We start from the raw sequence: 26,171 nt of genomic DNA, 5'->3' as shown, positions 1-26,171 counted from the left end.
AAGCGATATCTATGGCCTATGAGACGATCAACGTCGATGTGCAGGACCACGTTTGCCTCATCAAACTGCATCGCCCCGAGGCGTTGAACGCACTCAACGCAGAGCTTGTGAGCGAGCTGTGCACTGCCCTTGAAGAAGCCGACGCCAGCGACAAGGTGCGCTGCATCGTGCTGACCGGTTCGGAGAAGGCCTTTGCCGCTGGCGCTGACATCAAAGAGATGTCGGAGATGAGCTTTACGGATGTCTACACCAACAACCTCTTTGCGCAGGTCAATGATCGCATCATTGCCATCCGCAAGCCGATCATCGCGGCTGTGGCCGGTTATGCGCTGGGCGGTGGCTGCGAGCTGGCGATGCTTTGCGATTTCATTATCGCGGCGGAAACCGCCAAATTTGGCCAGCCCGAGATCAATCTGGGCGTGGTGGCCGGTATTGGCGGCACCCAGCGCCTGACCCGATTTGTGGGCAAATCTAAATCCATGGATATGAATCTCACCGGTCGCTTTATGAATGCCGAAGAAGCCGAGCGCGCTGGTCTGGTGTCGCGGGTGGTGCCTGCCAAGAAGCTGATCGAAGAAGCCATGGGGGCGGCGCAAAAGATCGCTGAGAAATCCCAGCTCACGGCCCTGGCTGTGAAGGAAACCGTCAACCAGAGCTATGAGATGAGCCTGAATGACGGCATCCTGTTTGAACGTCGGGTGTTCCATTCGATGTTTGCAACCGAGGATCAGAAAGAGGGCATGGCGGCTTTCCTTGAAAAGCGCGAAGCGCAGTTCCGCGACAAGTAATAGATCTGGCCTGGGCTGACGCCTGGGGCACAGAACATTCAGGAAAGCGGCGGTCCGATGGTGCGCCGCTTTCTGTTTCAAGGAAAGGCTCTGGCCACCCCCTTGCATCCTGGCGGTTCAGCCTATATAGACCGCCGCCATACATGCGCGTGCAGCCCGCTTGGCTAGAATCACTCCGAGATCCGATCCGGGTTTGGCTGGCTTGCGCCGATATACACAACGAACCCGAAGATAAGGTCACAGAGACATGGCAAATAGCCCCCAAGCAAAAAAACGCGCTCGTCAGAACGAAAAGCGTTTTGCAGTAAACAAAGCCCGTCGTTCGCGCATCCGCACCTTCCTGCGTAAAGTTGAAGAAGCCATCGAAGCCGGCAACAAAGAAGATGCAACCGCAGCTCTGCGCCTTGCCGCTCCTGAACTGATGCGTGGCGTGACCAAAGGCGTCTATCACAAGAACACCGCTTCGCGGAAAGTCTCCCGCCTGACCGCACGAGTCAAAGCGCTGGGTTGATTCTCGGCCGGGAATTTCTTGCAAGCAAGAAGTTGAAAAAAGTGAAGGCGTCGCATTTTTGCGGCGCCTTTTCCTTTTGTCCTTATCTCAGTGGCGCCTGCTGCAGCTGCGAGAGATTCTTTCTGGGCAAAGCAGGAGTCAACAACAGAGTTTCATTGCCGCTGCCCCTCGCAAATTGCTACCACATATACAGCGATTCACTCGCTGGGGGGACAGGCTGCTCAAGGTAACTTTGACGGGCATCAAGGTTGTCGAAAGCGCAGGAGGTCATAACAGGCTAGGTTGCCTGCTTTTGATTCTGCGTCCTGCTGCATTGGACTTTCCAATCAGCGGCCTTGTCTCATTTGTGTGCAGAAACGGGTTTTCGTTTCAGGTTAAAGCCGCCGTGTTCTGGTGACTTTTGTTGGACGATCCGTTGCCCCGAAAGGGAGTGCGGTCAGGATAACCCCTGTCCGTAAACACAGAAGCTATGGGTGAAAAGCCGCTCTGAGAGGGGCGCGAAGAAATGATAGGCGAAAGATAAACAGGCCGCTGCTTGTTTTTGGGGATGCACGAGGCGCAGCATGACGGAAGAAAAATGGGGACAGCTCAGAACACGGCTTTTGAAGACTGTCGGCCAAAATAATTTTACGACTTGGATTGAACCGCTGGAGTTCAATTCAGTTGACGACGGGGTCGCGGTGTTCCACGTGCCGACCAATTTTATGGGCAATTATGTCAGTCAGAACTTTTCGGATCTGATTCTGCATGAGCTGACCCTCTCTGGTGAGTCGGTCCAACGTCTCGCCTTTCGGGTTGCTGCCAATTCGCCCGCACGTCCAGTGCGCCAGGTCGAACAGCCAGCCGAGCCATTTGCCGAGATGCAGGATTCGGGTTTTGCAGAGGCTGGTCGCGACTATGGCACTCAGGAGCCTGTGGCTGCAGCGCATGCGGGCAGTTCTTTGTCCAGCAAGGCCACGGCATCTGCGCCGCTGGACAGCCTGCAGACGGCGCCGCTGGACCCGCGTTTCACCTTTGACAATTTTGTTGTCGGAAAACCCAACGAGCTGGCCCATGCTGCGGCGCGTCGCGTGGCAGAAGGTGGTCCGGTGACTTTCAATCCGCTGGTGCTCTATGGCGGTGTCGGACTGGGTAAAACCCACCTGATGCATGCGATTGCCTGGGAGATTTCCGCTCAGAATCCTAATCTGAACGTACTGTACCTGTCGGCAGAACAATTCATGTATCGCTTTGTGCAGGCCCTGCGCGAACGCAAGATGATGGACTTTAAGCATCTGTTCCGCTCGGTTGACGTGCTGATGGTGGATGACGTGCAATTTATCGCCGGCAAGGATTCAACTCAGGAAGAATTCTTCCATACCTTCAACGCGCTGGTAGATCAGAACAAACAGATCATCATCTCGGCCGACCGCGCCCCTGGCGAGATCAAGGATCTGGAAGATCGCGTCAAATCCCGCCTGCAATGCGGCCTGGTGGTGGATCTGCATCCCACGGACTATGAGCTGCGTCTGGGCATTTTGCAGACCAAGGTTCAATTGCAGCAAAAAACCTATCCCGATCTGGAGATCGCTGATGGGGTGCTTGAATTCCTGGCGCATCGGATTTCGACCAACGTGCGCGTGCTTGAAGGTGCGCTGACCCGGCTGTTTGCCTTTGCCTCTTTGGTGGGCCGTGAAATCGACATGGACCTGACCCAGGACTGTCTGGCGGATGTTCTGCGCGCCTCTGAGCGCAAGATCACCGTCGAAGAGATCCAGCGCAAGGTGTCAGAGTATTACAACATCCGGATGTCGGATATTATTGGCCCCAAACGTCTGCGCTCCTATGCGCGTCCGCGTCAGGTGGCGATGTATCTGTGCAAAAAGCTCACCAGTCGCAGCCTGCCAGAGATTGGCCGCCGTTTTGGGGGCCGTGACCATACCACCGTCATGCATGGGGTGCGTCGGATTGAAGAGCTGAAATCAACCGACGGGCAGATCGCTGAAGATGTGGAAATGTTGCGCCGGTCGCTCGAATCCTGATCGGTCGACAATCTGCAGGACAAACAGGCGGCTCCGGGGTTCCGGGGCCGTTTTCCGTTTGGTGATTGTTGTCGAATGGCGGTTTCTGGTTCCACCGCAACGATTGCTGGGCTTTCAGGCGGTTGCGGGATCTCGCCTCTTGACGCTGCTGAGATTCCCTTGGAAAACTCAATAAAAAGCCTTGTGCATGAGGGGCAAACCGCTACTTTGCCTGTCCCGACCATTGCGCAGCCATACCCTGGGCGGCAGCCCATGGCAGCGGTGAAACAGGTATGACAGAACGGCGCGACGAAGAGGAAAGCGACATGAAGATCAGCATCGAACGCGGTACACTCCTGAAGGCGGTTGCGCAGGCTCAATCAGTGGTCGAGCGCCGCAATACCATTCCTATTCTGGCCAATGTCCTGATCGAAGCGGAAGGCGATGTGGCCCAGTTCCGCGCCACCGATCTGGATATCGAAGTTGTCGACAAGGCGCCCGCCCAGGTGGAACGCGCCGGTGCCACCACCGTTGCTGCGACCACGCTGCATGAAATTGTGCGCAAACTACCCGATGGCGCTCTGGTGACCTTGACGGCGGATGCTGCAACTGGTCGCCTGACGGTCGAGGCGGGGCGGTCGAACTTCTCCCTCGCGACACTGCCACGCGAAGATTTTCCGGTCATGGCCAGCTCGGAGTATCATTCGAATTTCACCGCCAATGCCGCCATGCTGCGGCGGCTGTTCGACAAGTCCAAATTCGCCATCTCCACCGAAGAGACCCGCTACTATCTGAACGGCGTCTATATGCATGTTTCGGATGCGGTTGAGGGCGGCAAGGTGCTGCGCTGTGTGGCCACTGATGGGCACCGGCTGGCGCGGATCGATGCACCATTACCCATGGGCGCCGAAGATATGCCCGGCGTCATTGTGCCGCGCAAAACCGTGGGAGAGCTGCGCAAGCTTCTGGATGATGATGAAATGGATATTGCCGTTTCGGTCTCAGAAACCAAGGTGCGGTTTGCAACGCCAAATATCACCCTGACCTCCAAGGTTATTGATGGCACCTTCCCCGATTACACCCGGGTGATCCCCACAGGAAACACCCGTCGGCTGGAGGTGGATGCAGATGAATTCGCCCGCGCGGTGGATCGGGTTGCCACTGTGTCTTCCGAGCGTTCGCGGGCGGTTAAGCTTCAGCTGGAAGAGGATCGGCTGACCCTTTCGGTCAATGCGCCCGACAGCGGTGCCGCCGAAGAAGAGCTGGCAGTTGCCTATGCGGATGAGCGCCTGGAGATTGGTTTTAACGCCAAATATCTGTTGGAGATCGCCAATCAGGTGGATCGTGAAAACGCGGTCTTTATGTTCAATTCCTCGGGTGACCCGACCCTGATGCGCGAAGGCAGCGACGAGAGCGCCGTTTATGTCGTCATGCCGATGCGAGTTTGAGGGTCAAGACAAATCAGCTCTGTATGGGGCTAGCGCCCCAGCCTCTCTCTCGGCGGCAAAGCCGTCTGGCGAGCTTGCCTCCGGCGGGAATATTTGGGGAAAGATGATGCCGGAACGGACCCCATGCTGGCCTTGACCTCTTTGACATTGTCGCATTTTCGCTCGCATCTGCGGGCGGAATTGCATCTGGATGGGCGCCCGGTGGCGATCCATGGCAACAACGGTGCCGGCAAGACCAATATCTTGGAAGCTGTGTCGCTGTTTTCTCCGGGACGCGGTCTGCGGCGGGCCAGTGCCGCCGATATGGTGCGCCGCCCCGAAGGTCTGGGCTGGAAGCTAAAGGCAGTGTTGCAGGCACCGGATCAGGCCTATGAGATTGAGACCTGGTCCGAGGAAGGCGCCGCCCGCCAGGTGCGGATCGACAACAAGGCCTCCAATCAGATTGCTCTGGGGCAGATCTGCCGGGTGGTTTGGCTGGTGCCAGTGATGGATCGGCTTTGGGTCGAGGCGGCCGAGGGGCGGCGGCGGTTTCTGGACCGGATCGCCCTCAGCTTTGACCCGGGCCATGCCGAGGCGACGCTGACCTATGAAAAGGCCATGCGCGAGCGCAATCGTTTGTTGAAAGAGCAGATACGCGATGCGGCTTGGTATCGGGTGGTCGAGGCGCAGATGGCGGCGGCGGGCCATCGTATCCATGGTGCGCGGTGCAGTGCCGTGCAGCGATTGACTGAGGCGCAGGAGAGTGCGGAGACCGCCTTTCCCACCGCGCAGCTGCAGCTGGTTCAATCCGAGGGCGAGATGCCGGGGAGCGAAGCGGATTTGGTGCAGGCCCTGGCGGAGGGGCGGGTTCGGGACATGGCGGTGGGACGGAGCCTGATCGGGCCGCACCGAAGTGATCTGATTGGCACCTATGCGCGCAAGGGGGTCGCCGCAAAGGACTGCTCCACCGGAGAGCAAAAGGCGCTTTTGGTTTCGCTGGTTCTGGCCAATGCGCGGGCCCTGGCTGCCAGCGAGGGGGCACCGCCGATTTTGCTGTTGGACGAAGTCGCGGCCCATCTGGATGCGGGGCGTCGGGCGGCCCTATATGATGAAATCTGTGCACTTAGGGCGCAGGCCTGGATGACGGGCACGGGGGCGGAGCTCTTTGCGGAACTTTCAGGGCGTGCCCAGCTGTTGAAGGTGGATGAGGTGGGTGGCGTGTCCTCGGAGGGAAGCGCGTGAGAGAAACTGCCCGTGATGCCCGCTGCCGGCTGATCCTGCGGCGGTGGGGGGCATGAGCCTCTCGGTTTGGGATCTGGTGCTCTATGCGGGGGGCCTGTTTGTGCTGTTTCTGACGCCAGGACCGGTTTGGCTGGCGCTGATGGCGCGGGCGGTATCCGGTGGATTTCAGGCGGCCTGGCCTCTGGCGGTGGGGGTGGCTGTTGGTGATCTGATCTGGCCGCTGGTCGCGATTGGCGGTATGTCCTGGCTGGCTTCCAGCCTGAGCGAAGTGATGCTGATGCTGCGTTGGACCGCCTGCCTAATGTTTGTGACCATGGGCGTTCTGGTGATCCGCAATGCGGGGCAAAAACTGGCCGAGAACCGGGCGCTGACCCGGCCTGGCGCCTGGGCTGGATTTGTGGCGGGGGTGGCGGTGATCATGGGCAACCCCAAGGCGATCCTGTTCTATATGGGGCTGTTGCCCGGCTTTTTTGATCTTGGGGCACTGGGTTGGGCTGATGTTGCGGTGATCATTTGCCTGTCTTTTGCGGTGCCGCTCCTGGGTAATCTGGCGATGGCGGCAATGGTGCATTCCCTGCGTGCGGTGATGGCCTCGCCACAGGCTTTGCGGCGGCTCAATCTTACCTCGGGTGCCCTGCTGATCGGTGTGGGTCTGCTGCTGCCCTTTACCTGATTTTTCCTGAGGTTTTCCCTGATTTGAAGCGGTGCAGGGGCCGGGGAGCGCTGCGCGGTTTCCGGCTAAGAAAAAGCCCCGCTGTGGGTGACATTCGGGGCCAAGTTGCGTATAAAATCTGAAAGTTAAAACAGGAAGTCGCGAATGTCTGAGAACGAACAGAACCCAGCCGAATATGGTGCCGATTCCATTAAGGTTCTCAAAGGGTTGGAGGCAGTTCGCAAACGTCCTGGCATGTATATCGGTGATACCGATGACGGCTCTGGTCTGCACCACATGGTCTATGAGGTGGTGGACAACGGCATCGACGAGGCCCTGGCCAATCACGCCGACCATGTTCGGGTGACAATTCACGCCGACAGTTCGGTTTCTGTCTATGACAACGGGCGCGGAATTCCGGTCGGCATCCACGAGGAAGAAGGCGTCTCGGCGGCCGAGGTCATCATGACCCAGCTGCATGCGGGCGGTAAATTTGACAGCAACTCCTACAAGGTGTCAGGCGGTCTGCACGGCGTGGGTGTCTCGGTTGTGAATGCCCTGTCTGATTGGCTGGAACTGCGGATCTGGCGTGAAGGCAAAGAGCATGTAGCGCGCTTTGAACGTGGCGATACCGCCGAGCACCTGAAAGTGGTTGGCGAATGTGGCGACCAGACCGGCACCGAAGTGCGTTTTATGGCCTCGACGGATACGTTTTCAAACCTGGAGTATTCGTTTGAAACCCTGGAGAAACGCTTGCGTGAGCTGGCCTTCCTGAACTCAGGCGTCAAAATCATCCTGGCGGATGAACGCCCGGCAGAGCGTCTGGAAACCGAGCTGTTCTATGAGGGCGGCGTCAAGGAATTCGTGAAATATCTGGACCGGTCAAAATCCCCGGTGATGGATGCCCCGGTCTATATCACTGGCGAAAAGGACGACATCGGCGTTGAAGTGGCGATGTGGTGGAACGACAGCTACCATGAATCGGTGTTGCCCTTTACCAACAACATCCCCCAGCGTGACGGCGGCACCCATCTGGCGGGCTTTCGTGGCGCGCTGACCCGGACCATCAACAACTACGCCCAGTCCAGCGGGATTGCCAAGAAAGAGAAGGTCTCTTTTACCGGCGATGACGCCCGCGAAGGCCTGACCTGCGTCTTGTCGGTCAAAGTGCCGGATCCAAAATTCTCCTCTCAGACTAAAGACAAGCTGGTCTCCTCTGAGGTGCGCCCGGTGGTGGAAAGCCTGGTCAACGAAAAGCTGGCGGAATGGTTCGAGGAAAACCCCAATCAGGCGAAACAGATTGTCGGCAAGATTGTCGAGGCCGCTCTGGCCCGCGAAGCGGCCCGCAAGGCGCGCGAGCTGACCCGCCGCAAGACAGCGATGGATGTGAACTTCCTGGCCGGTAAGCTCAAGGATTGCTCTGAGAAAGACCCCTCCAAGACCGAAGTCTTCCTGGTGGAGGGGGATTCAGCTGGTGGCTCCGCCCAGACTGGCCGTGATCGTCAAACCCAGGCGATCCTGCCGCTGCGGGGTAAGATCCTGAACGTGGAACGGGCCCGGTTTGACCGCATGCTGGGCAGCCAGGAGATTGGCAACCTGGTTATGGCACTGGGCACCGGTATTGGCCGCGATGAATTCAACATCGAAAAGCTGCGCTACCACAAGATCGTCATCATGACCGATGCGGATGTTGACGGCGCCCATATCCGGACCCTGCTTCTAACCTTCTTCTATCGTCAGATGCCGGAGCTGATCGAAGGTGGCTACCTCTATATTGCCCAGCCACCGCTGTACAAAGTTGCGCGCGGTAAATCCGAGGTCTACCTCAAAGATCAGGCGGCGTTGGATGACTATCTGATCCACCAGGGCGTCGAAGGGGCGGTGCTGAAGCTGGGTAACGGCGAAGAGCTGGTGGGGCATGACCTTACCCGCGTGGTCGAAGAAGCCCGTCAGCTAAAGCGGGTTCTGGACGCTTTCCCGACCCATTATCCGCGCCATATTCTGGAACAGGCCGCCGTGGCTGGTGCCTTTGTGCCCGGTGCCGTTGATGCCGATCTGCAGGGGGTTGCGGATCGTGTTGCAACGCGGCTCGACCTTATTGCGCTGGAATATGAAAAGGGCTGGCAGGGCCGTATCACCCAGGATCACGGCATTCGCCTGGCGCGTATTCTGCGCGGTGTCGAAGAGGTTCGCACGCTGGACGGCCCGATGCTGCGTTCTGGTGAAGCCCGCAAAACCGGCAGCTTTACCAAAAGCTTGCAGGAGATTTACAGCACCACTGGGCAATTGATTCGGCGAGATCGTGTTCAGGCAATCCATGGTCCGCTTGATCTGTTGAAGGCGATCATGGACGAGGGCGAAAAAGGCCTTTCGCTGCAGCGCTACAAAGGCCTGGGCGAGATGAACCCTGATCAGCTGTGGGAAACCACGCTGGACCCGGATGCCCGCACCCTGTTGCAGGTCCGCGTTGATGACGTGGTGGGGGCGGATGACCTCTTTACCAAGCTGATGGGCGATGTGGTCGAACCGCGGCGTGAGTTCATACAGAAGAATGCTCTGAGCGTCGAAAACCTGGATTTCTAGGCTAATTTGGGCAGCTATGGAAACATGCCAACTACCTTAGAGTCCTTACATAGCCGAGGAAGGCTTTGAGGCGCGCGGGTATGTTTCTTTTTGACAGATAGTTGAGCGAAAACCTGGGAAGCGCTTCGGTGCTTTCAGGAAGCACCTCAATTAGATGGCCGCTCGCGATAGCAGGTCTGGCGGCAGCAGAGAACACATAGGCCAAGCCAAGGCCCGCTTGGGCATGGTTCAACACCGAGGTCACGCTGTTAGAAATGATCCTCGGTGAGGGCATGACTGTGAGGGGCCCGTCCCCTGTGCGAAAAACCCAGGGGGCCAAGGTCTCGGAGCTACCAAAAGCAAAGCAAACCCCGTCGTGATATGCGATGTCCCGCGGCGATTTTACAGATGGGGTCTTTGCCAGATACTGGGGCGACGCAACGACCGCCATTTTATGGCGCGGGCCAATCGGGATGGCATAGGTATCCGGGTCAAGCAGTGTTTCCGTTCGGATTGCCGCGTCAACGCCGCTGGTCACAAGGTCGATCTTTTTCTCATCATAAATCAACTCAATCGCCAAGGTCGGATGCGCCTTGGCAAAATCTGCAATCAACGCGTCGAGAAACAGGCTGCCTGCGCCAGTCGGAGCACTCAGGCGCAGCGTGCCGCCCACCCCAGCTCCGAGGTCGTGAATATCTCCAAGGGCGGCATCTAACTCGTTGATCGCAGGCAGGCTGCGCCGGTAAAGCGTTTCGCCTGCTTTGGTGAGTGAGATAGCCCTTGTGGTGCGCTCGATGAGGCGCAGCCCAAGACGATCTTCAAACCGCTGAATGGCCTCACTGACCGAACCGGCTCCCATTTTCAGTTTCGCTGCAGCCGCGCGAAACCCGCCCGCGCGGGCGACTTCAACAAAAATGGTCAGATCATTCAGCTTGCCATGACGCATTGTTCGATTTTCCTATCAGGATGATCAAATAGATCGAATATACCTATCAAATTTCCAGTTCTAGAGTCCAATGCAGTGATCAATCTGACATGAAATTTGGAGCGAAAGGACAAAGCAATGAGCACCAAGAAAATCTGGGATCTTCATATGCGTGTTACCGGCCCGATGACCGAAGAAGCGGCAGCGGGCATGAAGCAACTGGCAGAGAGCATCGCACAGCAGCCAGGAGTCATCTGGAAAATCTGGACCCACGAAAGCGGTACGGACCGTTTTGGCTCGACCTATCTTTTCAGCGATCTTGAAGCGCTGGAAACCTACAAAGAGATGCACATGAAGAGGCTAGAGGCATTTGGGGTCACTGAGATCACCGACTATATCTTTGATATCATGGAAGATCTGAGTGTGATCAACAAGGCCCCGATTGGCACGCCAACCTGATCCAAATTCTTGGCGCTGCTCCTGCGTCTTGGCGCGTGGGAGCAAGCGGCAATTCGACCGCGCCATTCTCTAAACTGCAAAGATCGCGCGGCCAGACTTTTTGCCGGGAAGTCGCAGTTTCCCACTCTAGGCGAAAGAAACCAGTGTGCCTAAATCCAGTTGATTGCAAAACATGGCAATTTGGCCGGTCGTCCACAGGTTCAGACCGCGCCCTGATATTGCACTCCTTGCTATGTAATCCTAGACAGGCTGCATGACATTTGATCACAGCACTTCGGCGGGTTTTCTCGTCAACCACATGGCCCGGCTGTTCTTTGAGGGCCTGCGCAATCAGATCGAGCCTATGGGCATCACGCCGGGGCAGTTTCCGGCCCTGCTGGCGCTGTGGCAACAGGACGGGCAGACCCAGCGTCAGCTGGTTGAACAACTTGCCATTGAACAGGCGACCATGGCCAATACGCTCAACCGGATGGAGCGCGACGGGCTGATTAGTCGCAAGGCCCACCCCAGTGATGGACGCGCCAAGATCATCTGCCTAACTGAAAAGGCGCATTCCATTCGGGAAACGGCCTATGCTGCGGCGACGGATGTCAATGAAATGGGGCTGGCAGATCTCACGGCAGCGGAGCGAGATCTGTTCATCGGTTTGATGCAGCGTGTTATTCGCACCATGCAAAACAGCGTCACACACCCCCAGGATTTCCAATGACATAGGTCGATTCAGTAGCCAGTGAATGTTTCAAAGACCATGTCGGCTTCGCAGATCCCTGCCGCGAGCAATGTCTGCCTTGTAGCCCTGACCATCGCAGTGGGGCCGACGCAGTAGTATATTGGCGCGGCGAGATCTGGCAGGTGACGCATGAGCATCTCGTGGTCCACTTTGCCTGTTTCGCCAGTCCCAGCCGTGGTGTCATCCTTTGGCGCTGTCAGGGTGGCGACCAGGTCGAAACTTGGGTTTGTATTTGCCAGGTCTTGCAACTCGCTCAGAAAGGCTGCCGAGCTGGCAGTGCGATTGGCGTAGAACAGAATGATCTTCTGAACCGAAGCTGTTTTGGCAGCAGTTCGGATCATCGACATGAAGGGCGTGATGCCAATACCTCCGGCAATAAAGACCGCCGGGCGGCTGACATCTTCCTGCAGGGTAAAATGACCGCTTGCTTGAGTGATGCCGAGTTCCGCGCCTGCTGAAAGCTTCATGAGCGCGCGTTTGAAGGTACTGTCGCTAATGCGGGTTGCCAGGGTCAAAACAGGCTCATGCGGGGCGCTGACAATCGACAGAATGCGGGACTCGCCAGTTGTGGGCAGGGTTAGGCGCAGCCATTGCCCGGGCCTGTGGGAGAAATCTGCGGGCTTGGTCAGGTGAAGCGCCAGGGTGTTCTCTGCCAGTATTTCGCTGGCCGTCACCTTGGCACTTGCTCCCAACTGCGCTTTGCCCCTCAGCCGGATGCCATCCCGCATGTTCAGCCCCATGAGGGTCAGGTTTGTTGCGCCAGCAATCAGCTCGATGCCCTGCAGCAGGTAGAACAGAGTGTCAAAAGCACCGGCGGCAGCCTTGTTTTCGAGAATGAAGGCCATAGGAACAAGGATCAACAAACCATTGGCTGCGATGAAAGGCATGCGCTTCTTCTTGGCCGAAACAAGCGCGCCACTGCGTGTCTTGCCCAGCGAAGTGCCTGAGGCGCCCACGATCACCATGGCTGGGATCAGAATAAACATCCCCCAAAGAACCGCTCCTTTGACCGTGGCGACCGTTTCAGCAGAGCCGAAGATCTCGGAGAGGAGGGTCGACAGCCAAAACGTGAGGATCATCAGTAGGCCGAGGGCGCCGGCGATGGCGTGAACACGGGCTTTCATGGCGGGTCTCCGTTTCGATTTCATTTGAATAGCGAGCTATTCAATATATCATAGCAAGCTATTTAACAACTTGATTCGATAAGTCAAAAGGCAGAGGGCGCGTGGCCCTCCGGGGCAGCCCCGCTGCGATGCATCACCATTGGTGATGCCCATCTAACAGAAACTGTGCTTCTCCTTTTTGTCTGAGCTGCCATAAAGGCGCGTCAGAGGAGCGCCAAGATGACCCAGTTAACGCAAGAGAATACCGATACCCCACAGGGGCTGGCTTTTGCCATTTCGGCCTATGTTCTCTGGGGGTTCCTGCCGCTCTACATGAAATTGGTCGCACATATTCCGGCGGCGGAAGTGGTCGCGCATCGGGTGCTTTGGTCGGTGCCCGTGGCGGGGGTGCTTTTGATCCTATTGGGGCGAACCAAGGATCTGCGGGCCGCGCTTAAAAGCCCGCGCACCCTGGGCATGGCCTGTGTGACGGCAGCACTGATTTCGGTGAACTGGGGGATCTATGTCTGGTCGATTGCCTCGGGACATGCCCTGGACGCGGCTCTGGGCTATTACATCAACCCGCTGTTCAGTATTGCCCTGGGGGCTGTACTGCTAAAAGAACGCCTGAACCGCACGCAGTTGCTGGCCATCGCTTTGGCTGCGGCTGCGGTGGTGGTGCTGACGATCGAGGCCGGGCGGCTGCCCTGGGTGGCGATTGCCTTGACCTTGAGCTGGGGGTTTTATGCATTTTTCAAAAAACAGCTGCCCGTAGGCCCCAATCAGGGATTCATGCTCGAAGTTCTGATCCTGACACCACCAGCCCTGGGCTATCTGGCCTATCTGTCGGCCAATGGCGGAACCCATTTTCAAGGCGCCGATATCTGGCTGCTGATGGGATGTGGGGTGGTGACGGCGGTGCCGCTGATTGTCTACGCCAATGGCGCTAAACTTTTGCGGCTCTCCACCATCGGGATCCTGCAATATATTGCGCCAACAATGATCTTTCTGATCGCGGTCTTTGTTTTTGGGGAAGAGTTCGGCCGCGCCCGGATGATTGCCTTCCCAATGATCTGGGCGGCGCTGGTAATCTATTCCATCCCCCTGATCCGGCAGTTGCGGACCGGCGCTAAATCCGCGGTCTAGGCAGACTCCTTGCTGCTATAGGCCTGGGTGATCCGTTCGGATAACACGCCCGCCCAGATGCAATAGGCGCGGGCGCTAGGGTGATAGCCATCCTGTGCGACCAGTGCGGCATCATGCGGCAGCTCAAAAGGCAGGTGCACCATGGCGCTGTGCTCTTCGGCCTGCGCGCGCAGGACAGAATCAAGCCGCGCCGACTGGCGGCCCAGGACCCAGGCCAGCGGCTGTGGCAGAGCAGGGAACAGCTGCATCTGCGGCACGCCGCTAATCAATATCAGCCCAGGAGCAAACCGGTCCTTTAGAATCCGCATCAGCTGGTCCTGTTGTCTCGCAAACTGCCTGCGCGAGGTGCCCGCGGTCACGTCATTGACGCCGAGCGCCAGGACGACCACATCAAAACGCTGCTGTGGCAGGGCCTGAAGCTGCGCGATGGTGTCGCTGGTTTTGTGCCCTGTTGTGGCCTCCAGCTGCCAGTGCAGATCAAAGCAGGGTGCCAGATGCGCCACCAGTTGGCCGCTCAACGCCTGAGATTGCTGCGCGACTCCAACACCTGCAGCAGAGCTGTCCCCTGCAATCAGCAGGCGCAGCCTTGACCCGGCCCCCTGTTGCCCCCTTCGGGGCCCCTCGGGCTCTGGCAGGATCAGCGCTTGCCGCCGCACGGACAGACCCTGAAGCATAAGAAGGGGCAACAGCGGCAGGCGCAAAATTTGATCAAGTGCCAGCATGGGCCAGGGCCAGTCCGAGTGAAAGGTTGCTGTGGGGCCGTGCGGTCAGCTCAGAGCCTTGCGGAATTCCAGAAAACGGGCATCGGTCATTACCCGCGCATTGATCGCGTCGCGCAGGGCACCAACGGTTTTATAGGGGCGCATGACCACCTCAAAATTCTGGATCAGGCCGGCGTCATTGAGGGTGATCAGATCAACACCAACGGTGTCCAGATCGCCAACCTTGCATTGGAATTCCAGCGCCCAATCCTTGCCCTCGCCCATGATGCGGCGATAGCGAAATTCCGAGAAAATCTTGCCAACATGGCCCAGAACTGCCGCCACCGGTTCACGCCCCGTCCAGGTCTTCCAGTAGGTGGGGGGTAGGAAGGTCACATCTTCGGCCAGCAGTTCCAGAATGGCTTCTTCATCGCCTTTGGCAACAACTTCCTGCATGTTGATAATGGTTGGGTGCATAGTCTCTCTCCCTGGACGTTTTTTTATGATTTCTGGGCCGAACTCTGCGTTTCCTCCCTGATCACAGCAAGCACGACGTCGCGGGAACTTGCCGCCGGGGAAAAGCCACAGTAGGCAGGGGCTCATGGCTGTTTCAAGTGACTATACCCCGCCGCAGGACCCGTTGGAGATTCTGCATCATGACGCGCAAATCCTGGTGGTGAACAAACCGGCCGGGTTGCTCAGTGTACCCGGTCGGGGGGAACATCTGGCGGATTGCCTGCTGAGCCGGGTGCAGGCTGCTTTTCCTGAGGCCCTGTTGGTGCATCGGCTGGATCGGGATACCTCGGGGGTGATGGTCTTTGGGGTGACGCCCCATGCGCAACGGAACCTGTCGATGCAGTTTGAAAAACGAACCACGCGCAAAGCCTATGTGGCACGTTTGGCGGGACGTCTGGAGCCCCGTGCGGGCGAAGTCGATCTGCCGCTGATCGTGGACTGGCCCAATCGACCCCGGCAGATGGTCTGCCAAGACAGCGGTAAACCCGCGCTCACGGAATACCGCGTTGTGAAGTATGGCGAGGGGGAAACCCGCGTCCGTTTGACGCCAATGACCGGGCGCACGCATCAGCTTCGGGTGCATATGATGGCGCTGGGGCACGCGATCCTGGGTGATCCGCTGTATGCAACCGGTGCGGCGCGCGATTTTCCTCGTATGATGCTGCACTCCGAAGAGCTGCGGGTCAAACATCCCGACAGTGGGGAATCGATGAAGTTTCGCGCCAAGGCACCTTTCTAGATCGCGCCGGGCGGCACCCGGATCAGCCTGCGATTTTGAGCCAATCGCGCGGCAGGATATCAGGATTGCTGAGCTTAGCGTCGCCAAACCAGTTGCTGGGGCCTGCAACGCGTTTCTGTGGGTTGCTGTTCAGCCAGGCGGCCCACCAGGAAAAAGAGCTGTTGCCGATGATATTGTGTTTGCACAGGCTCATCAGGCGCATGTCTTCAAAATCGGTTTCTGGCCCGTTGAAATCAACAACGACTTTATCGCAGGGCAGCGGCAGATTGGCTTTGGCCCAGTCAGGATCATCCGAGAAAACATAGACGGTTGGGGCCGCGCCAGGTAGCCCCTCGAGAAGGCGGGCGAGGGCGGCCTCATAATAGGCCTGATCACAGAGCACATGGGCAGCAAGCGCCACATAGTCACCGCGCCGCACATGCAGGGAAATGGCATTGTCTTTGGTGATCCGCGCCGCCATTTCGGCATTCTGGTGATTGCTGAAGGTGGGAAATGTGAAATCAGCCCGGATCAGATCCGTGATGTCGGCAAAGTATTTCTCGCTCTGCCAATAGCCATGCAGATAGCCGCCATCGCTCCAGCTTTCAAAGCTAGGGTTATACCCAAGCCCGCGTTCGCGGAGAAACCGGGGTGCCAGCCCAAGTCCCCGCCAGAGCGCATAGCGCAGCGGTGCCTTCTGTTTCAGCGGTGGCAGATTGGTGGCAGGGGAGAGGTCGAGATCAAAGACACGGGTCAAAACGCCTTCACCCCGCAGCTCGGCCCCGCGACTGTCCAGGACCACGCCGGTGTTCAGACGATGGGCCAGCGCACGGGCGGCGGCATATTGAAACATCTGATTGCCGAGGCGGCCATGCAGGCGGGTGGTGATCATGATGGGGTCCTGTGTAGATCTCCCGGACAGAGGGAGCCCGCCCTGCATAGAACGCTTTTGGGCCCATGACCAGTTGCCTGGCACCCCCGGTGTTTCGCGCGCGAAACACTATTTTGCCAGTGGCACGCTGCGTTGACACCAGTTGCTGTAGGGACCGTGGGGAAATTCTGGATCCGGCGCTTGTGGCAGCTTGGCGATGAATTCGATGGAATGGCCGTCGGGGTCTTTGCAATAGACTGACAGGGCGGGCATCCAACCGATGACGGTTGGTTCGGTGATGTCTTCTCCGATCAGGCCCAGGGGCTGAATACCCCGCTGGATCAGTTGGTCGCAAAGGGCGTGAATATCGGCCTCCCCCATGCGAAAGGCAAAATGCAAACGCATCCCTAGCGGTGCGCTGCCTGTCTCCCAAAGGCCGAGCATGGCGGTTTCCGGACTGCCCACCCAGTAAAATGCCACCCGTCGCTGGGGCAGCTCATGGGCCAATGGGAGGCCTAGGATATCCTGGTAAAAGGCACGGGAGCGGGCCAGATTGGCGACGGGCAAATGGGTTTCATAAAGCCCGGTGATCTGGCCGGTGATCTGGCCTGTGATTTGGTCCGAAACTTGGCCGGTGATCTGAGCTGTGTTGCGAGTGCTGGCTTTGCTCTGGTCCGGGCCTGGAAGGTTATGCGCAGTCATCTGTCGTCCTTTGAGTGAGGTGTCCTGGCACTGTGCTTTCTCAACCCGGCTTTAGGTCAAGAGGTGTTTCTGCAGGTCTTGAGGCTTGACGGGATCGGGGGAACTGCCGTAAGCGAGACCCAGAGGTTTGGGTCTCCTGCCTGCCGCAGCCCTGGTATCAGGGCCATGGTGAAACCCGGATAAGATCAAGACAACATCTATCGCTCAGATTTTGGCGCGCTGGATGGCAATGCGGCTCCCATCGTGATTTGCGTGCCCTTATCGGGACGAGAAACAGATGACTGATTTTTCTAATCTACCTTCGACGGAAGCGTTGAAGATGCAGGCCAAGCGCCTGCGACAAAAACTGTACAGCAGCGATGTCGAGGTGAGCCATTCCAAATCCCTGGAATTGGTGGCGCAGCAATATGGCGCGCGGGACTGGAACACCCTGCAGGCGCGCGCCGGCAACCGGTTGCAGCTCCGGGTCGGGGATCGGGTGCGCGGGCGCTATCTGGGCCAGGCCTTTACCGGCGAGCTGCGGACCCTGTCTTTGATGGGAGATGGGGAGAACCGGCGAGTCACCCTCCATTTTGACACACCGGTCGATGTTGTGAAGTTCGAGAGTTTTTCCAGCCTGCGCCAGCGGGTCAAAGGGGTGATCGGTTGGGATGGCTGTTCTGTACAGAAAACCTCGGATGGGGTGCCACAACTGGTTGTGGAAGGGCCTGCTTGAGGGCCTTGCCAAATCTCCTGAGGTGCAGTGTTTCAGTGTTCAGACAATTGGGGTGGGGGGGGCGCTCCCGCGCGTCGGAAACTTTCTGGCGAAAGCCCTCCTCCCCTTGGGCCGGGCGCCGCGCAAAAGCGCGGCGCCCGGCCCAAGATCCGCCCCTGTTCTGGCTTTGGCCAGGGCAGGGGTGGGACGCGGGAGAGCCACCTTTGTTTTGAGCACCCCGTCCTGTGAGGCCAGGTCCCAATAGGACAAAAAGAAAGGCCGCCTAAGCGGCGGCCTTCCAGCACTGTCCGTCTCTGACGAGACAGGCTTTACTCTGGTGTCCAGCCTCCGACGGCCTTCACTTCGAGGAAATCCTCGATACCCCAGCTGCCGCCTTCGCGACCATTGCCGGACTGTTTCATGCCGCCAAAGGGCGCGCCGGCGCTGCGGGATTTGCCGTTGATTTCCACCATGCCAGAGCGCAGCACACGGGCCATGCGGTTGGCGCGGGCGCTGTCCTGGGTCTGCACGTAGTTGGTCAGACCATAGGGGGTGTCATTGGCGATCTCGATGGCTTCCTCTTCGGTTTCAAAGGGGATCATCGTCAGAACCGGGCCAAAGATCTCTTCACGAGCCACGATCATCTGATTGTTGGCATCGGCAAAGACCGTGGGCTTGACGTAGAACCCCTTGTTCAGCCCATCAGGACGTCCGGTGCCGCCGGCCACCAGTTTGGCGCCCTCATCGATGCCTTTCTGGATCAGATCCTGGATCTTGTTCCACTGCAGCTCATTCACCACAGGGCCGATATGACGTCCCTCTTCGGAAGCCGGGCCAACGGTGACCTTGGAGGCAACCTCGGCTGCGGTGGCAACGGCCTGGTCGTAGATACCTTTTTGAACCAGCATGCGGCTGGGCGCATTGCAGCTTTGGCCGGTGTTGTTCATCATGTGCAGCACACCGCGTTTTACGGCTTTTTCATCGGCATCATCAAAGATCACATTGGCGCCTTTGCCACCGAGCTCCAGATGCACCTTCTTCAGCGTTTCCGCTGCGGATTTGGAGATCGCTGTGCCAGCGCGGGTGGACCCGGTGAAGGAGACCATATCCACGTCCGGATGCGCAGTCAGCTGCGAGCCAACGCCGACACCGTCGCCGTTCACCAGGTTGAACACACCCTTGGGGAAACCGGCCTCATCCATCATCTCGGCAAAGAGCATGGCGTTGAGCGGGCTTTGTTCGGAGGGTTTCAGCACCATGGTGCAGCCTGCAACGGCCGCAGCCCCGACCTTCAGCGTCACCTGGTTCATGGGCCAGTTCCAGGGGGTGATCAGCGCAGCAACGCCAACCGCCTCGTGGATAATGCGATCATTGGGCGCATGATCGCCCAGCGGCGCGTCAAATTCATAGGCCTTGGCGGCGCGGATGAAGTTTTGCAGGTGATAGCTGCCGGCGCCGACCTGCTGGCTGCGGGCCATATCAATGGGCGCACCCATCTCGGTGGACATGGCCTGGGCCATCTCTTCGCTGCGCTTGCCGTAGATTTCGACCAGCTTTTCGACCAGAGCGATACGGTCTTGGACAGGGGTGGCCATCCAGCCCGGCAGAGCGGCCTTGGCGGCGGCAACAGCGGCATCGGTATCTGCCTGACCGCCTAGCGAAATCACCGCGCAGGACTCTTCGGTTGAGGGGTCAATGACCTCAAAATCATGGGCCTGGGCGGGGGCAACCCACGCACCGTTGATGTAAAAGTCGCGTTTTTCAATCATGTCCGGTCTCCTGTTCAGACGCAGAATCCGACGCGTTGGCCGGAAGTCACCCGGCAGTTTGTCACTGCGGTTCCTCAGGGGCAAGCGCTCTTGCGGAAAAATTTGATCAAATTATTTGAGGCAGAGGAGATGGCAGGCATGGTTCGGCTGTGATCCGACCAATTGGCCAAGCGCATTGTCTTTTGGGCTGGCCATTCCTAAGTGGGACTGTAACGTTACGGCATAGCAATAGACCCCCGGTTTCATGGGGGGCGATTTGACAGGAAAAGGAGACCGTCATGGGTTTGCGTATTAATGATGTAGTTCCAAATTTCACGGCTGATACCGACCAGGGAGAGATCAGTTTTCACGATTGGATCGGCGACAGCTGGGCGATTCTGTTTTCTCACCCCAAGGATTTCACCCCAGTCTGCACCACCGAGTTTTCGGCTGTTGCCCAGCTGAATGATGAATGGGCCAAGCGCGGCACCAAGGTGATCGGCGTTTCCGTGGACGGCGTGGAAGATCACAAGAAATGGAAAGGCGACATCGAGAAATACGGCAATGCCGCCGCAGGTTTCCCGATCATCGCGGACGAAGGTCTGGCCGTGTCCAAAGCCTTTGACATGCTGCCCGCCGAGGCCTACATGCCCGACGGCCGCACGCCTGCTGACAGCGCCACTGTGCGTTCGGTCTTTATCATCGGTCCCGACAAGCAGCTGAAATTGTCGATGACCTATCCAATGTCCGTAGGCCGTAACTTTGCCGAAATCCTGCGCGCGCTGGATGGTCTGCAGATGGCAACCGGCAATGGCGTCGCCACCCCGGCCAACTGGGTTCCCGGCGAAGATGTGATCATCCCACCCACCGTGTCGAACGAAGACGCCACCGCCAAATTCGGTGAGTTTGAGACCATCTTCCCCTATCTGCGCAAAACCAAAGCGCCGAGCTGAGCTGGACTGAAATTGACGTGACTAAGGACGGGGCGGCCATCACAGGGTTGCCCCGTTTTGCCGTGGTAGGGCTGCGGCGGTATCTTCTGTTCTGTTGGTCGTGCCCTGTTTGGTTGGCATTGCGTGCAAAAGCGCTTATCCCGGTCTGGTGTGGCTCTGAATGACCGGGAAGAGGAAAAACAGGTGGCGTCTCTCAAGCGTTGGATTGATCTCAAGCGAAACCCCTGGAAGGCGCCGCTGCACAAGGCGATGAAAGCCTGGAAGGCCGATAAAGCCTCTGAAAGCCACCTTTATACCTATGACGATTTGCCCGAGCAGCCTGTGGTGCTGGACATAGGCGGCTTTGAGGGGGGCTGGAGCGATGTGATCCTCGCCAAGCGTCCCGGTGCTGTGATCCACATCTTTGAACCCCACCCCGGTTTTGCCAAGGCCTTGCGGAGCAAATTTGCAGGCAATGCGAACATAACTGTCCATGAATGCGCCATTGGGTCACAAGCGGGCCAGTTAGAGCTGAGCGATTCAGCGGATGCCTCCTCCGCTTTTGGGGCAAAACCGGGTCAGACCTATTTGGCCGAGGTGCGTTCAGTTGCGGATTTCTTTGCGACATCCGGCCTGCAGAGCGTCGATCTGGCCAAGATCAATATCGAGGGCGGCGAGTATGACCTGTTGCCCGGAATGATTGATGCCGGTCTTATAGACCGTGTCAAACGTCTGCAGGTTCAGTTTCACCTGTTTGATCCCGCTTGGAGCGCCACGCGGGACGCCATTCGCGGCAGGCTCGCTGCAACCCATTCCTGTACCTGGTGTTATACCTTTGTCTGGGAAGAATGGCGCCTGAAGTAAGCGCTTCGGTCGGGGGGGCGCTTCAGGCTTTTTGGGGCCGGGCAGAGACCTGCGCGCGATAGAGGCTGCGTTTGAATTCGCGGGCCAGCTTGCTGCCGGTTTTGCGTTTCTGGATGGTGGAGCCCCCCAGCGCCTCGGTCTGTTCGGAAACCCCATTGGGCAGGATCGTCTGGATCTGTTGCCCATGGATCCAGTGCATTTGTAAAAAAGTATCGACCGGACGGTCGAGCGCTTCGGTCGCCGCCAACAGGCGCTGGGCGGCCGCACGGCCAACCACCTGGGCGACAGTTTGCAGGCCGACCACCTTGGGCAGAAACAGCTTGCTGCTTCCCTGTTGGGCAATCTGGTTCGCCGGTCCCTCACGGTTTTTTGCGGGCAGTCGGATAAAGCTCTCGGGGCTGGCCTGTTGGCCGATCAAGGTTAGGGCATCCCGCCAAAGCTCTGGGTCCAGCGACAGGTCATCTTCGACGATCAAGGCATAGTCCCAGCCCGCATCGATAATGCGCTGCCAACAGCGCCGATGCGACAGAAAGCAACCGAGCTCGCCAGGCGAGAGAGGGAAGAACGGATATCTGGGACTGTGCAGATCCCCTGGGTGCAGGTTCTCCACATGATCAGCGGCCACGGCGCGCCCGTTTACCGCCTCAACGACCTCGGCCTGGGGCAGTGAATACAGCAGGTGTTCCACATTGGCGGCGCGCTTGGTGCTGCCCGGCATATGAATGATCAGCGAATGCATAGGACTGCATCTATCGCAGATTGCGCATTGGGAAAAGTACCGGGGCCGTTCCTAAGGTGCCTGCGCGATAAATCGTTGGATTTGTCGGAAAAATGCCGCTCTACTGCCCAGGTGCTTGTTGGCGTAAAGGCGGGTCTGAAATGCGGTGGAGCGTGGTGGTGGCAGCACTTGTTCTGGGGGTGGGCGCGGGCCTGGTTTGGACCACCTGGCCCAAAGACTGCGCCTGTCTGCCGCTGATCGAGGAAGACGGCGTGCTGATAGACGCCGGCGTGGCGGCCTCACCTGATTGTCTATGCTAGGGGCCCACCGGAACAGGTGCAAGCGGGCGTGGTTGAAACGAAAAAGGCCCCGGAGCAGAACTCCGGGGCCTTTCGGTTGGTCAGAAGACGATATTAGTCTTCTTTTTTCTCAGGGGCCATTTCTTCGCCGGTTTCCTGATCGATCATTTTCATCGACAGGCGCACCTTGCCGCGATCGTCAAAGCCCAGGAGCTTCACTTTCACTTCCTGACCTTCCTTCAGAACATCCGAAGGGTGGTTCAGGCGGCGGTTTTCGATCTGGGACACGTGGACCAGACCGTCGCGCTTGCCAAAGAAGTTCACAAAGGCACCAAAGTCGACGATTTTGACAACTTTACCGGTGTAGATCTTGCCTTCTTCGGGCTCGGCCACGATCGAATAGATCATGTCGTAGGCTTTCTTGATCGAGTCGCCGTTTGGCGATGCGATCTTGATGATGCCTTCGTCATTGATGTCGACCTTGGCGCCGGAAACTTCAACGATCTCGCGGATAACCTTACCGCCGGAACCGATGACTTCACGGATCTTGTCGGTGGGCACCTGCATGGTCTCGATGCGGGGCGCATGGACAGAGAATTCCGCAGCACCAGACAGCGCTTTGTTCATCTCACCCAGGATGTGGATACGGCCAGCTTTGGCCTGCTCCAGGGCTTTTTCCATGATCTCGGGCGTGATGCCTGCGATCTTGATGTCCATCTGCAAGGAGGTGATCCCTGCTTCGGTACCGGCCACTTTGAAGTCCATGTCGCCGAGGTGATCTTCGTCGCCCAGGATGTCGGACAGGATCGCGTAGGAGCCGTCGTCTTCCAGGATCAGACCCATGGCAACACCGGCAACCGGTGCTTTCAGCGGAACGCCCGCATCCATCATCGACAGGGAGCCACCACAAACAGACGCCATCGAGGAGGAGCCGTTCGATTCGGTGATCTCAGAGACCACGCGGATGGTGTAGGGGAAGTCGGTTGCTGCAGGCAGAACCGCCTGAAGCGCGCGCCATGCCAGCTTACCGTGGCCAATTTCACGACGGCCGGGGCCGCCCACACGGCCAACTTCACCAACCGAATAGGGAGGGAAGTTATAGTGCAGCAGGAAGTTGGATTTGAAGTTGCCGTGCAGCGCGTCGATGAACTGCTCGTCGTCGCCGGTGCCCAAAGTGGTCACAACCAGACCCTGGGTTTCACCACGGGTGAACAGGGCGGAACCATGGGTCCGTGGCAGCATGCCAGTTTCGGAAACGATGTCGCGGATCTCATCGGTGGCACGGCCATCGATACGCTTGCCGGTTTTGACAACGTCGCCACGCAGAATTCCAGCTTCCAGCTTCTTCATCGCCGAGCCAAGGTTGGCGTCGTCCAGCTGCTCTTCGTTCAGAGCGGCCTTGATGGTTTCGCGGGCGGCGGCAACAGCACTGGTGCGCTCTTGCTTGTCGCTGATTGCAAAGGCGGCGCGCATTTCGGTATCGCCAGCGGCTTTCACGGCCTCAAACAGGTCCGCATAGTCAGGGGCGGCAAAGTCGAAGGGCTCGTTTGCGGCTTCTTCGGCCAGCGAGATGATCAGGTCGATCACGGGCTGGAAAGCATCATGGGCGAATTTCACCGCGCCGAGCATTTCTGCTTCGGACAGTTCGTAAGCTTCGGATTCAACCATCATCACCGCGTCTTTGGTGCCGGCAACAACCAGATCCAGACGCTGTTCGGGGTTCAGGCGCAGATCCTGCATGTCGTCAACGGTGGGGTTGAGGACGTATTCGCCGCCTTCAAAACCAACGCGGGCGGCTGCGATTGGGCCCATGAAGGGGGCGCCAGACAGGGTCAGGGCAGCGGAGGCGGCGATCATCGCAACCATGTCAGGGTCATTGACCAGATCGTGGCTCAGCACGGTGCACATGACCAGGACTTCGTTTTTGAAGCCGGGGACAAACAGCGGGCGGATCGGACGGTCGATCAGGCGCGCAGTCAGTGTTTCTTTTTCGGTTGGGCGCGCTTCGCGCTTGAAGAAGCCACCGGGCACTTTACCCGCGGCGTAGTATTTTTCCTGGTAGTGGACTGTCAGAGGAAAGAAGTCCTGGCCGGGCTTTTGCTTACGCGCAAAAGTCACGTTGGCCATAACACTGGTTTCACCCAGCGTGGCGATGACCGAGCCATCTGCCTGACGGGCAACCTTGCCCGTTTCCAGTGTCAGCGTCTCTTCGCCCCACTGCATCGATTTCTTTGTAACGTTGAACATATCAGCATCCTAAATGGGAGCACTCCCAGGCGGATCCCGGGTCTCCCGTTGATATAGCGGCCCCATTGCCGCCGGCCTCTTCCATCTTGATTTCGCGTGCCGAGGCCATGGCACGTGTCTCAGATAGGCCGCGCATACAGGAGAACGCTGGAAAAAGAAAGCAAAAGCGCTTGGCTGCTTCCAACGGAGCCCGCTGGCGGCGAAAGTGAGCTTATGGCTTTCGCCTCTCTCTATTTTCTCAGGGCGGCGAACTTTGCCAAGCCGGGATGTGAACGCTCTATCTGTGCATGCTGATTCCAAATGAAGGGTTTACATTTAACGGTAATATTCCTTTCAAATCTTTTCATTAAAAGTGTAATCTGTACCCATCTTTCTCGTTAAGGGGGAATTCTGCAGTGTCTGAAGATCGTTGGATGCCAGAGGCTGAGTATTGTAAGTGTTTCGAAGTGGCGGTGATAAAATGATAGCAAGATCAGGCGCTTTCTTGGAACTCGATGGCACGGCCCCGACCTCTGAAAACATTTCTCTGACGCTTGCAGAACAATTGGGTATTACGGATGTCGATATTCAGGAACGCAAAGATCTGCTTGGGCTTGGCCGCGAGGATGAGGCTGAACTTGGGTCATTTAGCGAGATTTCTCGTCGTGTCGTGCAGGACGTTGTCGACGAATTCTATGTCAACCAAACTTCGGTGCCACATATTCGGACATTGATCGGGGATACGGAAACCCTGCAGCGGTTGCGCAGCGCCATGCGGGACTATGTGATAACCCTGTTTCAGGGGGACTATGGTACGGATTATGTCAACTCGCGGCTTAGAATCGGTAAGGTCCATGCCCGTATCGGGGTGCCGCCCAAGCTCTATGTCTCTTCCCTCTATGTGCTGGAATGCATCATCAACAAACATTTCACTCAGACAGGCGCTGGCAGCGCGCCCACCGAAGCCCTGCGCCGGTTGTTGTCTTTTGATCTGCAATTTGTTTTTGACACCTATATCCAGGGGCTGATGTCTCAGGTCCAATTGGCCAGAAACGAACTTGTCGAGTATTCGCGCTCTCTTGAAAAGAAAGTGGCCGAACGTACCGAAACAATCCAAAAACTGGCGCTGTTGGACGATTTGACAGGACTGGGCAACCGGCGCGCCTTCTTCTCTTCAGTTGCGGAAGAGCTGAAAACAACACGGCGGGCCAAGGGGCGATTGTCGCTGGTTTTTGCCGATCTCGACGGGTTCAAAAGAATAAATGACACCGAAGGCCATGTCGCAGGGGACGAAATCCTAAAAACTGTCGGCAGACTGATCACAGAGGTTGTTGCTGCCCCTCAAACGGCCTTTCGCTATGGCGGTGACGAATTCTGCGTGCTGTTGCGCGACACAGATGCCAAACAGGCCAGCGCATTTGCTGTTCGGCTTCACGCGCAGGTCAAAGAGGAATTCGGCGATAAGGTGCAGCTGAGCATTGGCACTGCCTCTGTTGGTCCCGATGAATTCCTGGATATAGATGCCTTTGTTGCGGCGGCGGATGCAGAAATGTATCAAGACAAGCATCAGAAATCTCCGCGCAAGCCTGTTGCGGTGAAAACTTAGACTTGGGACCCGCATCGTGACGACACAGAAA

Annotated in this window: 25 protein-coding genes; 16 read left to right on the top strand and 9 right to left on the bottom strand. The window is 57.8% G+C overall.

Annotated features, from left to right (window positions below; translation table 11 throughout):
- Positions 1 to 11: 11 nt before the first annotated feature.
- The 7 genes from AN476_RS00480 (at position 12) to gyrB (ending at position 9,203) form a co-directional block, all read left to right on the top strand.
- The gene (locus AN476_RS00480) at positions 12 to 788 is read left to right on the top strand and encodes an enoyl-CoA hydratase (protein WP_054458475.1); all 777 of its coding nucleotides are present in this window, start codon (positions 12 to 14) and stop codon (positions 786 to 788) included.
- 247 nt (positions 789 to 1,035) lie between these two features.
- Positions 1,036 to 1,299: a 30S ribosomal protein S20 gene (gene rpsT / locus AN476_RS00475; RefSeq protein ID WP_054458473.1), complete on the top strand. Its 264-nt coding sequence runs from the start codon at positions 1,036 to 1,038 to the stop codon at positions 1,297 to 1,299.
- 563 nt (positions 1,300 to 1,862) lie between these two features.
- Positions 1,863 to 3,320 (top strand): chromosomal replication initiator protein DnaA, encoded by a 1,458-nt coding sequence (dnaA, locus tag AN476_RS00470; RefSeq protein WP_054458470.1) that lies wholly within the window; start codon positions 1,863 to 1,865, stop codon positions 3,318 to 3,320.
- 305 nt (positions 3,321 to 3,625) lie between these two features.
- Entirely contained in the window at positions 3,626 to 4,747 is a 1,122-nt protein-coding gene (gene dnaN / locus AN476_RS00465; protein WP_054458879.1) for a DNA polymerase III subunit beta, read from the top strand.
- A 123-nt stretch (positions 4,748 to 4,870) separates the two neighbouring features.
- Entirely contained in the window at positions 4,871 to 5,968 is a 1,098-nt protein-coding gene (recF, locus tag AN476_RS00460; protein WP_054458467.1) for a DNA replication/repair protein RecF, read from the top strand.
- 52 nt (positions 5,969 to 6,020) lie between these two features.
- Complete coding sequence (locus AN476_RS00455) at positions 6,021 to 6,641, top strand: LysE family translocator (RefSeq protein ID WP_054458465.1); 621 nt, start codon at positions 6,021 to 6,023, stop codon at positions 6,639 to 6,641.
- Positions 6,642 to 6,785: 144 nt separating this feature from the next.
- Positions 6,786 to 9,203 (top strand): DNA topoisomerase (ATP-hydrolyzing) subunit B, encoded by a 2,418-nt coding sequence (gene gyrB / locus AN476_RS00450; protein ID WP_054458463.1) that lies wholly within the window; start codon positions 6,786 to 6,788, stop codon positions 9,201 to 9,203.
- A 31-nt stretch (positions 9,204 to 9,234) separates the two neighbouring features.
- On the opposite strand, the gene AN476_RS00445 is transcribed toward gyrB, so the two are convergent.
- Positions 9,235 to 10,128, bottom strand: coding sequence for a LysR substrate-binding domain-containing protein (locus AN476_RS00445; RefSeq protein ID WP_054458460.1), 894 nt, complete (start codon positions 10,126 to 10,128; stop codon positions 9,235 to 9,237).
- 117 nt (positions 10,129 to 10,245) lie between these two features.
- Between AN476_RS00445 and AN476_RS00440 the strand changes: the two genes are divergently transcribed.
- Both AN476_RS00440 and AN476_RS00435 read left to right on the top strand, forming a co-directional pair.
- Positions 10,246 to 10,566, top strand: coding sequence for a monooxygenase (locus AN476_RS00440; RefSeq protein WP_054458456.1), 321 nt, complete (start codon positions 10,246 to 10,248; stop codon positions 10,564 to 10,566).
- A gap of 253 nt (positions 10,567 to 10,819) precedes the next feature.
- Complete coding sequence (locus tag AN476_RS00435) at positions 10,820 to 11,275, top strand: MarR family winged helix-turn-helix transcriptional regulator (protein WP_054458454.1); 456 nt, start codon at positions 10,820 to 10,822, stop codon at positions 11,273 to 11,275.
- 11 nt (positions 11,276 to 11,286) lie between these two features.
- Here AN476_RS00435 and AN476_RS00430 read toward each other — a convergent pair whose 3' ends face one another.
- Positions 11,287 to 12,420: a ferredoxin--NADP reductase gene (locus AN476_RS00430; protein ID WP_054458452.1), complete on the bottom strand. Its 1,134-nt coding sequence runs from the start codon at positions 12,418 to 12,420 to the stop codon at positions 11,287 to 11,289.
- 219 nt (positions 12,421 to 12,639) lie between these two features.
- Here AN476_RS00430 and rarD point away from each other — a divergent pair, with 219 nt between their 5' ends.
- Complete coding sequence (gene rarD / locus AN476_RS00425) at positions 12,640 to 13,545, top strand: EamA family transporter RarD (protein ID WP_054458450.1); 906 nt, start codon at positions 12,640 to 12,642, stop codon at positions 13,543 to 13,545.
- Here rarD and AN476_RS00420 read toward each other — a convergent pair.
- Positions 13,542 to 14,267 carry an SGNH/GDSL hydrolase family protein gene (locus AN476_RS00420; protein WP_054458448.1) on the bottom strand — a complete coding sequence of 242 codons (726 nt, stop codon included), beginning with the start codon at positions 14,265 to 14,267 and terminating at the stop codon, positions 13,542 to 13,544. The two genes, rarD and AN476_RS00420, sit on opposite strands and share 4 nt — an antisense overlap.
- Before the next feature lie 45 nt (positions 14,268 to 14,312).
- The gene (locus AN476_RS00415) at positions 14,313 to 14,723 is read right to left on the bottom strand and encodes a nuclear transport factor 2 family protein (RefSeq protein WP_054458446.1); all 411 of its coding nucleotides are present in this window, start codon (positions 14,721 to 14,723) and stop codon (positions 14,313 to 14,315) included.
- Between the two features lie 124 nt (positions 14,724 to 14,847).
- Between AN476_RS00415 and AN476_RS00410 the strand changes: the two genes are divergently transcribed.
- The gene (locus tag AN476_RS00410) at positions 14,848 to 15,501 is read left to right on the top strand and encodes an RluA family pseudouridine synthase (protein WP_054458444.1); all 654 of its coding nucleotides are present in this window, start codon (positions 14,848 to 14,850) and stop codon (positions 15,499 to 15,501) included.
- A 22-nt stretch (positions 15,502 to 15,523) separates the two neighbouring features.
- Here the strand turns inward: AN476_RS00410 and AN476_RS00405 are convergent, their stop codons facing one another.
- Entirely contained in the window at positions 15,524 to 16,372 is an 849-nt protein-coding gene (locus AN476_RS00405) for an alpha-1,2-fucosyltransferase (protein WP_054458441.1), read from the bottom strand.
- 108 nt (positions 16,373 to 16,480) lie between these two features.
- On the bottom strand, positions 16,481 to 17,053 hold the full coding sequence (locus AN476_RS00400) for a VOC family protein (RefSeq protein WP_083464170.1): 573 nt from the start codon (positions 17,051 to 17,053) through the stop codon (positions 16,481 to 16,483).
- Between the two features lie 277 nt (positions 17,054 to 17,330).
- On the opposite strand from AN476_RS00400, the gene AN476_RS00395 reads away from it, so the two are divergent.
- Positions 17,331 to 17,768, top strand: a complete 438-nt coding sequence (locus tag AN476_RS00395; protein WP_054458439.1) for a glyoxalase superfamily protein — start codon at positions 17,331 to 17,333, stop codon at positions 17,766 to 17,768.
- Positions 17,769 to 18,076: 308 nt separating this feature from the next.
- Here the strand turns inward: AN476_RS00395 and AN476_RS00390 are convergent, their stop codons facing one another.
- A complete protein-coding gene (locus AN476_RS00390; RefSeq protein WP_054458437.1) occupies positions 18,077 to 19,516 on the bottom strand; it encodes an aldehyde dehydrogenase family protein in 1,440 nt (479 codons plus the stop codon).
- 278 nt (positions 19,517 to 19,794) lie between these two features.
- Here AN476_RS00390 and AN476_RS00385 point away from each other — a divergent pair, with 278 nt between their 5' ends.
- Together AN476_RS00385 and AN476_RS00380 are read left to right on the top strand one after the other, a co-directional pair.
- Positions 19,795 to 20,448, top strand: a complete 654-nt coding sequence (locus tag AN476_RS00385) for a peroxiredoxin (protein ID WP_054458435.1) — start codon at positions 19,795 to 19,797, stop codon at positions 20,446 to 20,448.
- Positions 20,449 to 20,631: 183 nt separating this feature from the next.
- Positions 20,632 to 21,291 carry an FkbM family methyltransferase gene (locus tag AN476_RS00380; RefSeq protein WP_054458874.1) on the top strand — a complete coding sequence of 220 codons (660 nt, stop codon included), beginning with the start codon at positions 20,632 to 20,634 and terminating at the stop codon, positions 21,289 to 21,291.
- A 22-nt stretch (positions 21,292 to 21,313) separates the two neighbouring features.
- Here AN476_RS00380 and AN476_RS00375 read toward each other — a convergent pair whose 3' ends face one another.
- Positions 21,314 to 22,030 (bottom strand): glycosyltransferase family 25 protein, encoded by a 717-nt coding sequence (locus AN476_RS00375; protein ID WP_054458432.1) that lies wholly within the window; start codon positions 22,028 to 22,030, stop codon positions 21,314 to 21,316.
- A gap of 140 nt (positions 22,031 to 22,170) precedes the next feature.
- Here AN476_RS00375 and AN476_RS22760 point away from each other — a divergent pair, with 140 nt between their 5' ends.
- The gene (locus tag AN476_RS22760; protein ID WP_157063653.1) at positions 22,171 to 22,329 is read left to right on the top strand and encodes a hypothetical protein; all 159 of its coding nucleotides are present in this window, start codon (positions 22,171 to 22,173) and stop codon (positions 22,327 to 22,329) included.
- Positions 22,330 to 22,422: 93 nt separating this feature from the next.
- Here AN476_RS22760 and pnp read toward each other — a convergent pair whose 3' ends face one another.
- Complete coding sequence (gene pnp / locus AN476_RS00370) at positions 22,423 to 24,555, bottom strand: polyribonucleotide nucleotidyltransferase (protein WP_054458429.1); 2,133 nt, start codon at positions 24,553 to 24,555, stop codon at positions 22,423 to 22,425.
- Positions 24,556 to 25,015: 460 nt separating this feature from the next.
- Here pnp and AN476_RS00365 point away from each other — a divergent pair, with 460 nt between their 5' ends.
- Entirely contained in the window at positions 25,016 to 26,140 is a 1,125-nt protein-coding gene (locus tag AN476_RS00365; protein WP_083464168.1) for a GGDEF domain-containing protein, read from the top strand.
- Positions 26,141 to 26,171 lie beyond the last annotated feature (31 nt).

This window comes from Phaeobacter sp. 11ANDIMAR09 (assembly GCF_001294455.1).
Lineage (GTDB): Bacteria > Pseudomonadota > Alphaproteobacteria > Rhodobacterales > Rhodobacteraceae > Pseudophaeobacter.
Note: the sequence above shows the minus strand (reverse complement) of the source record. Positions and strands in the feature narration are given on the sequence as shown.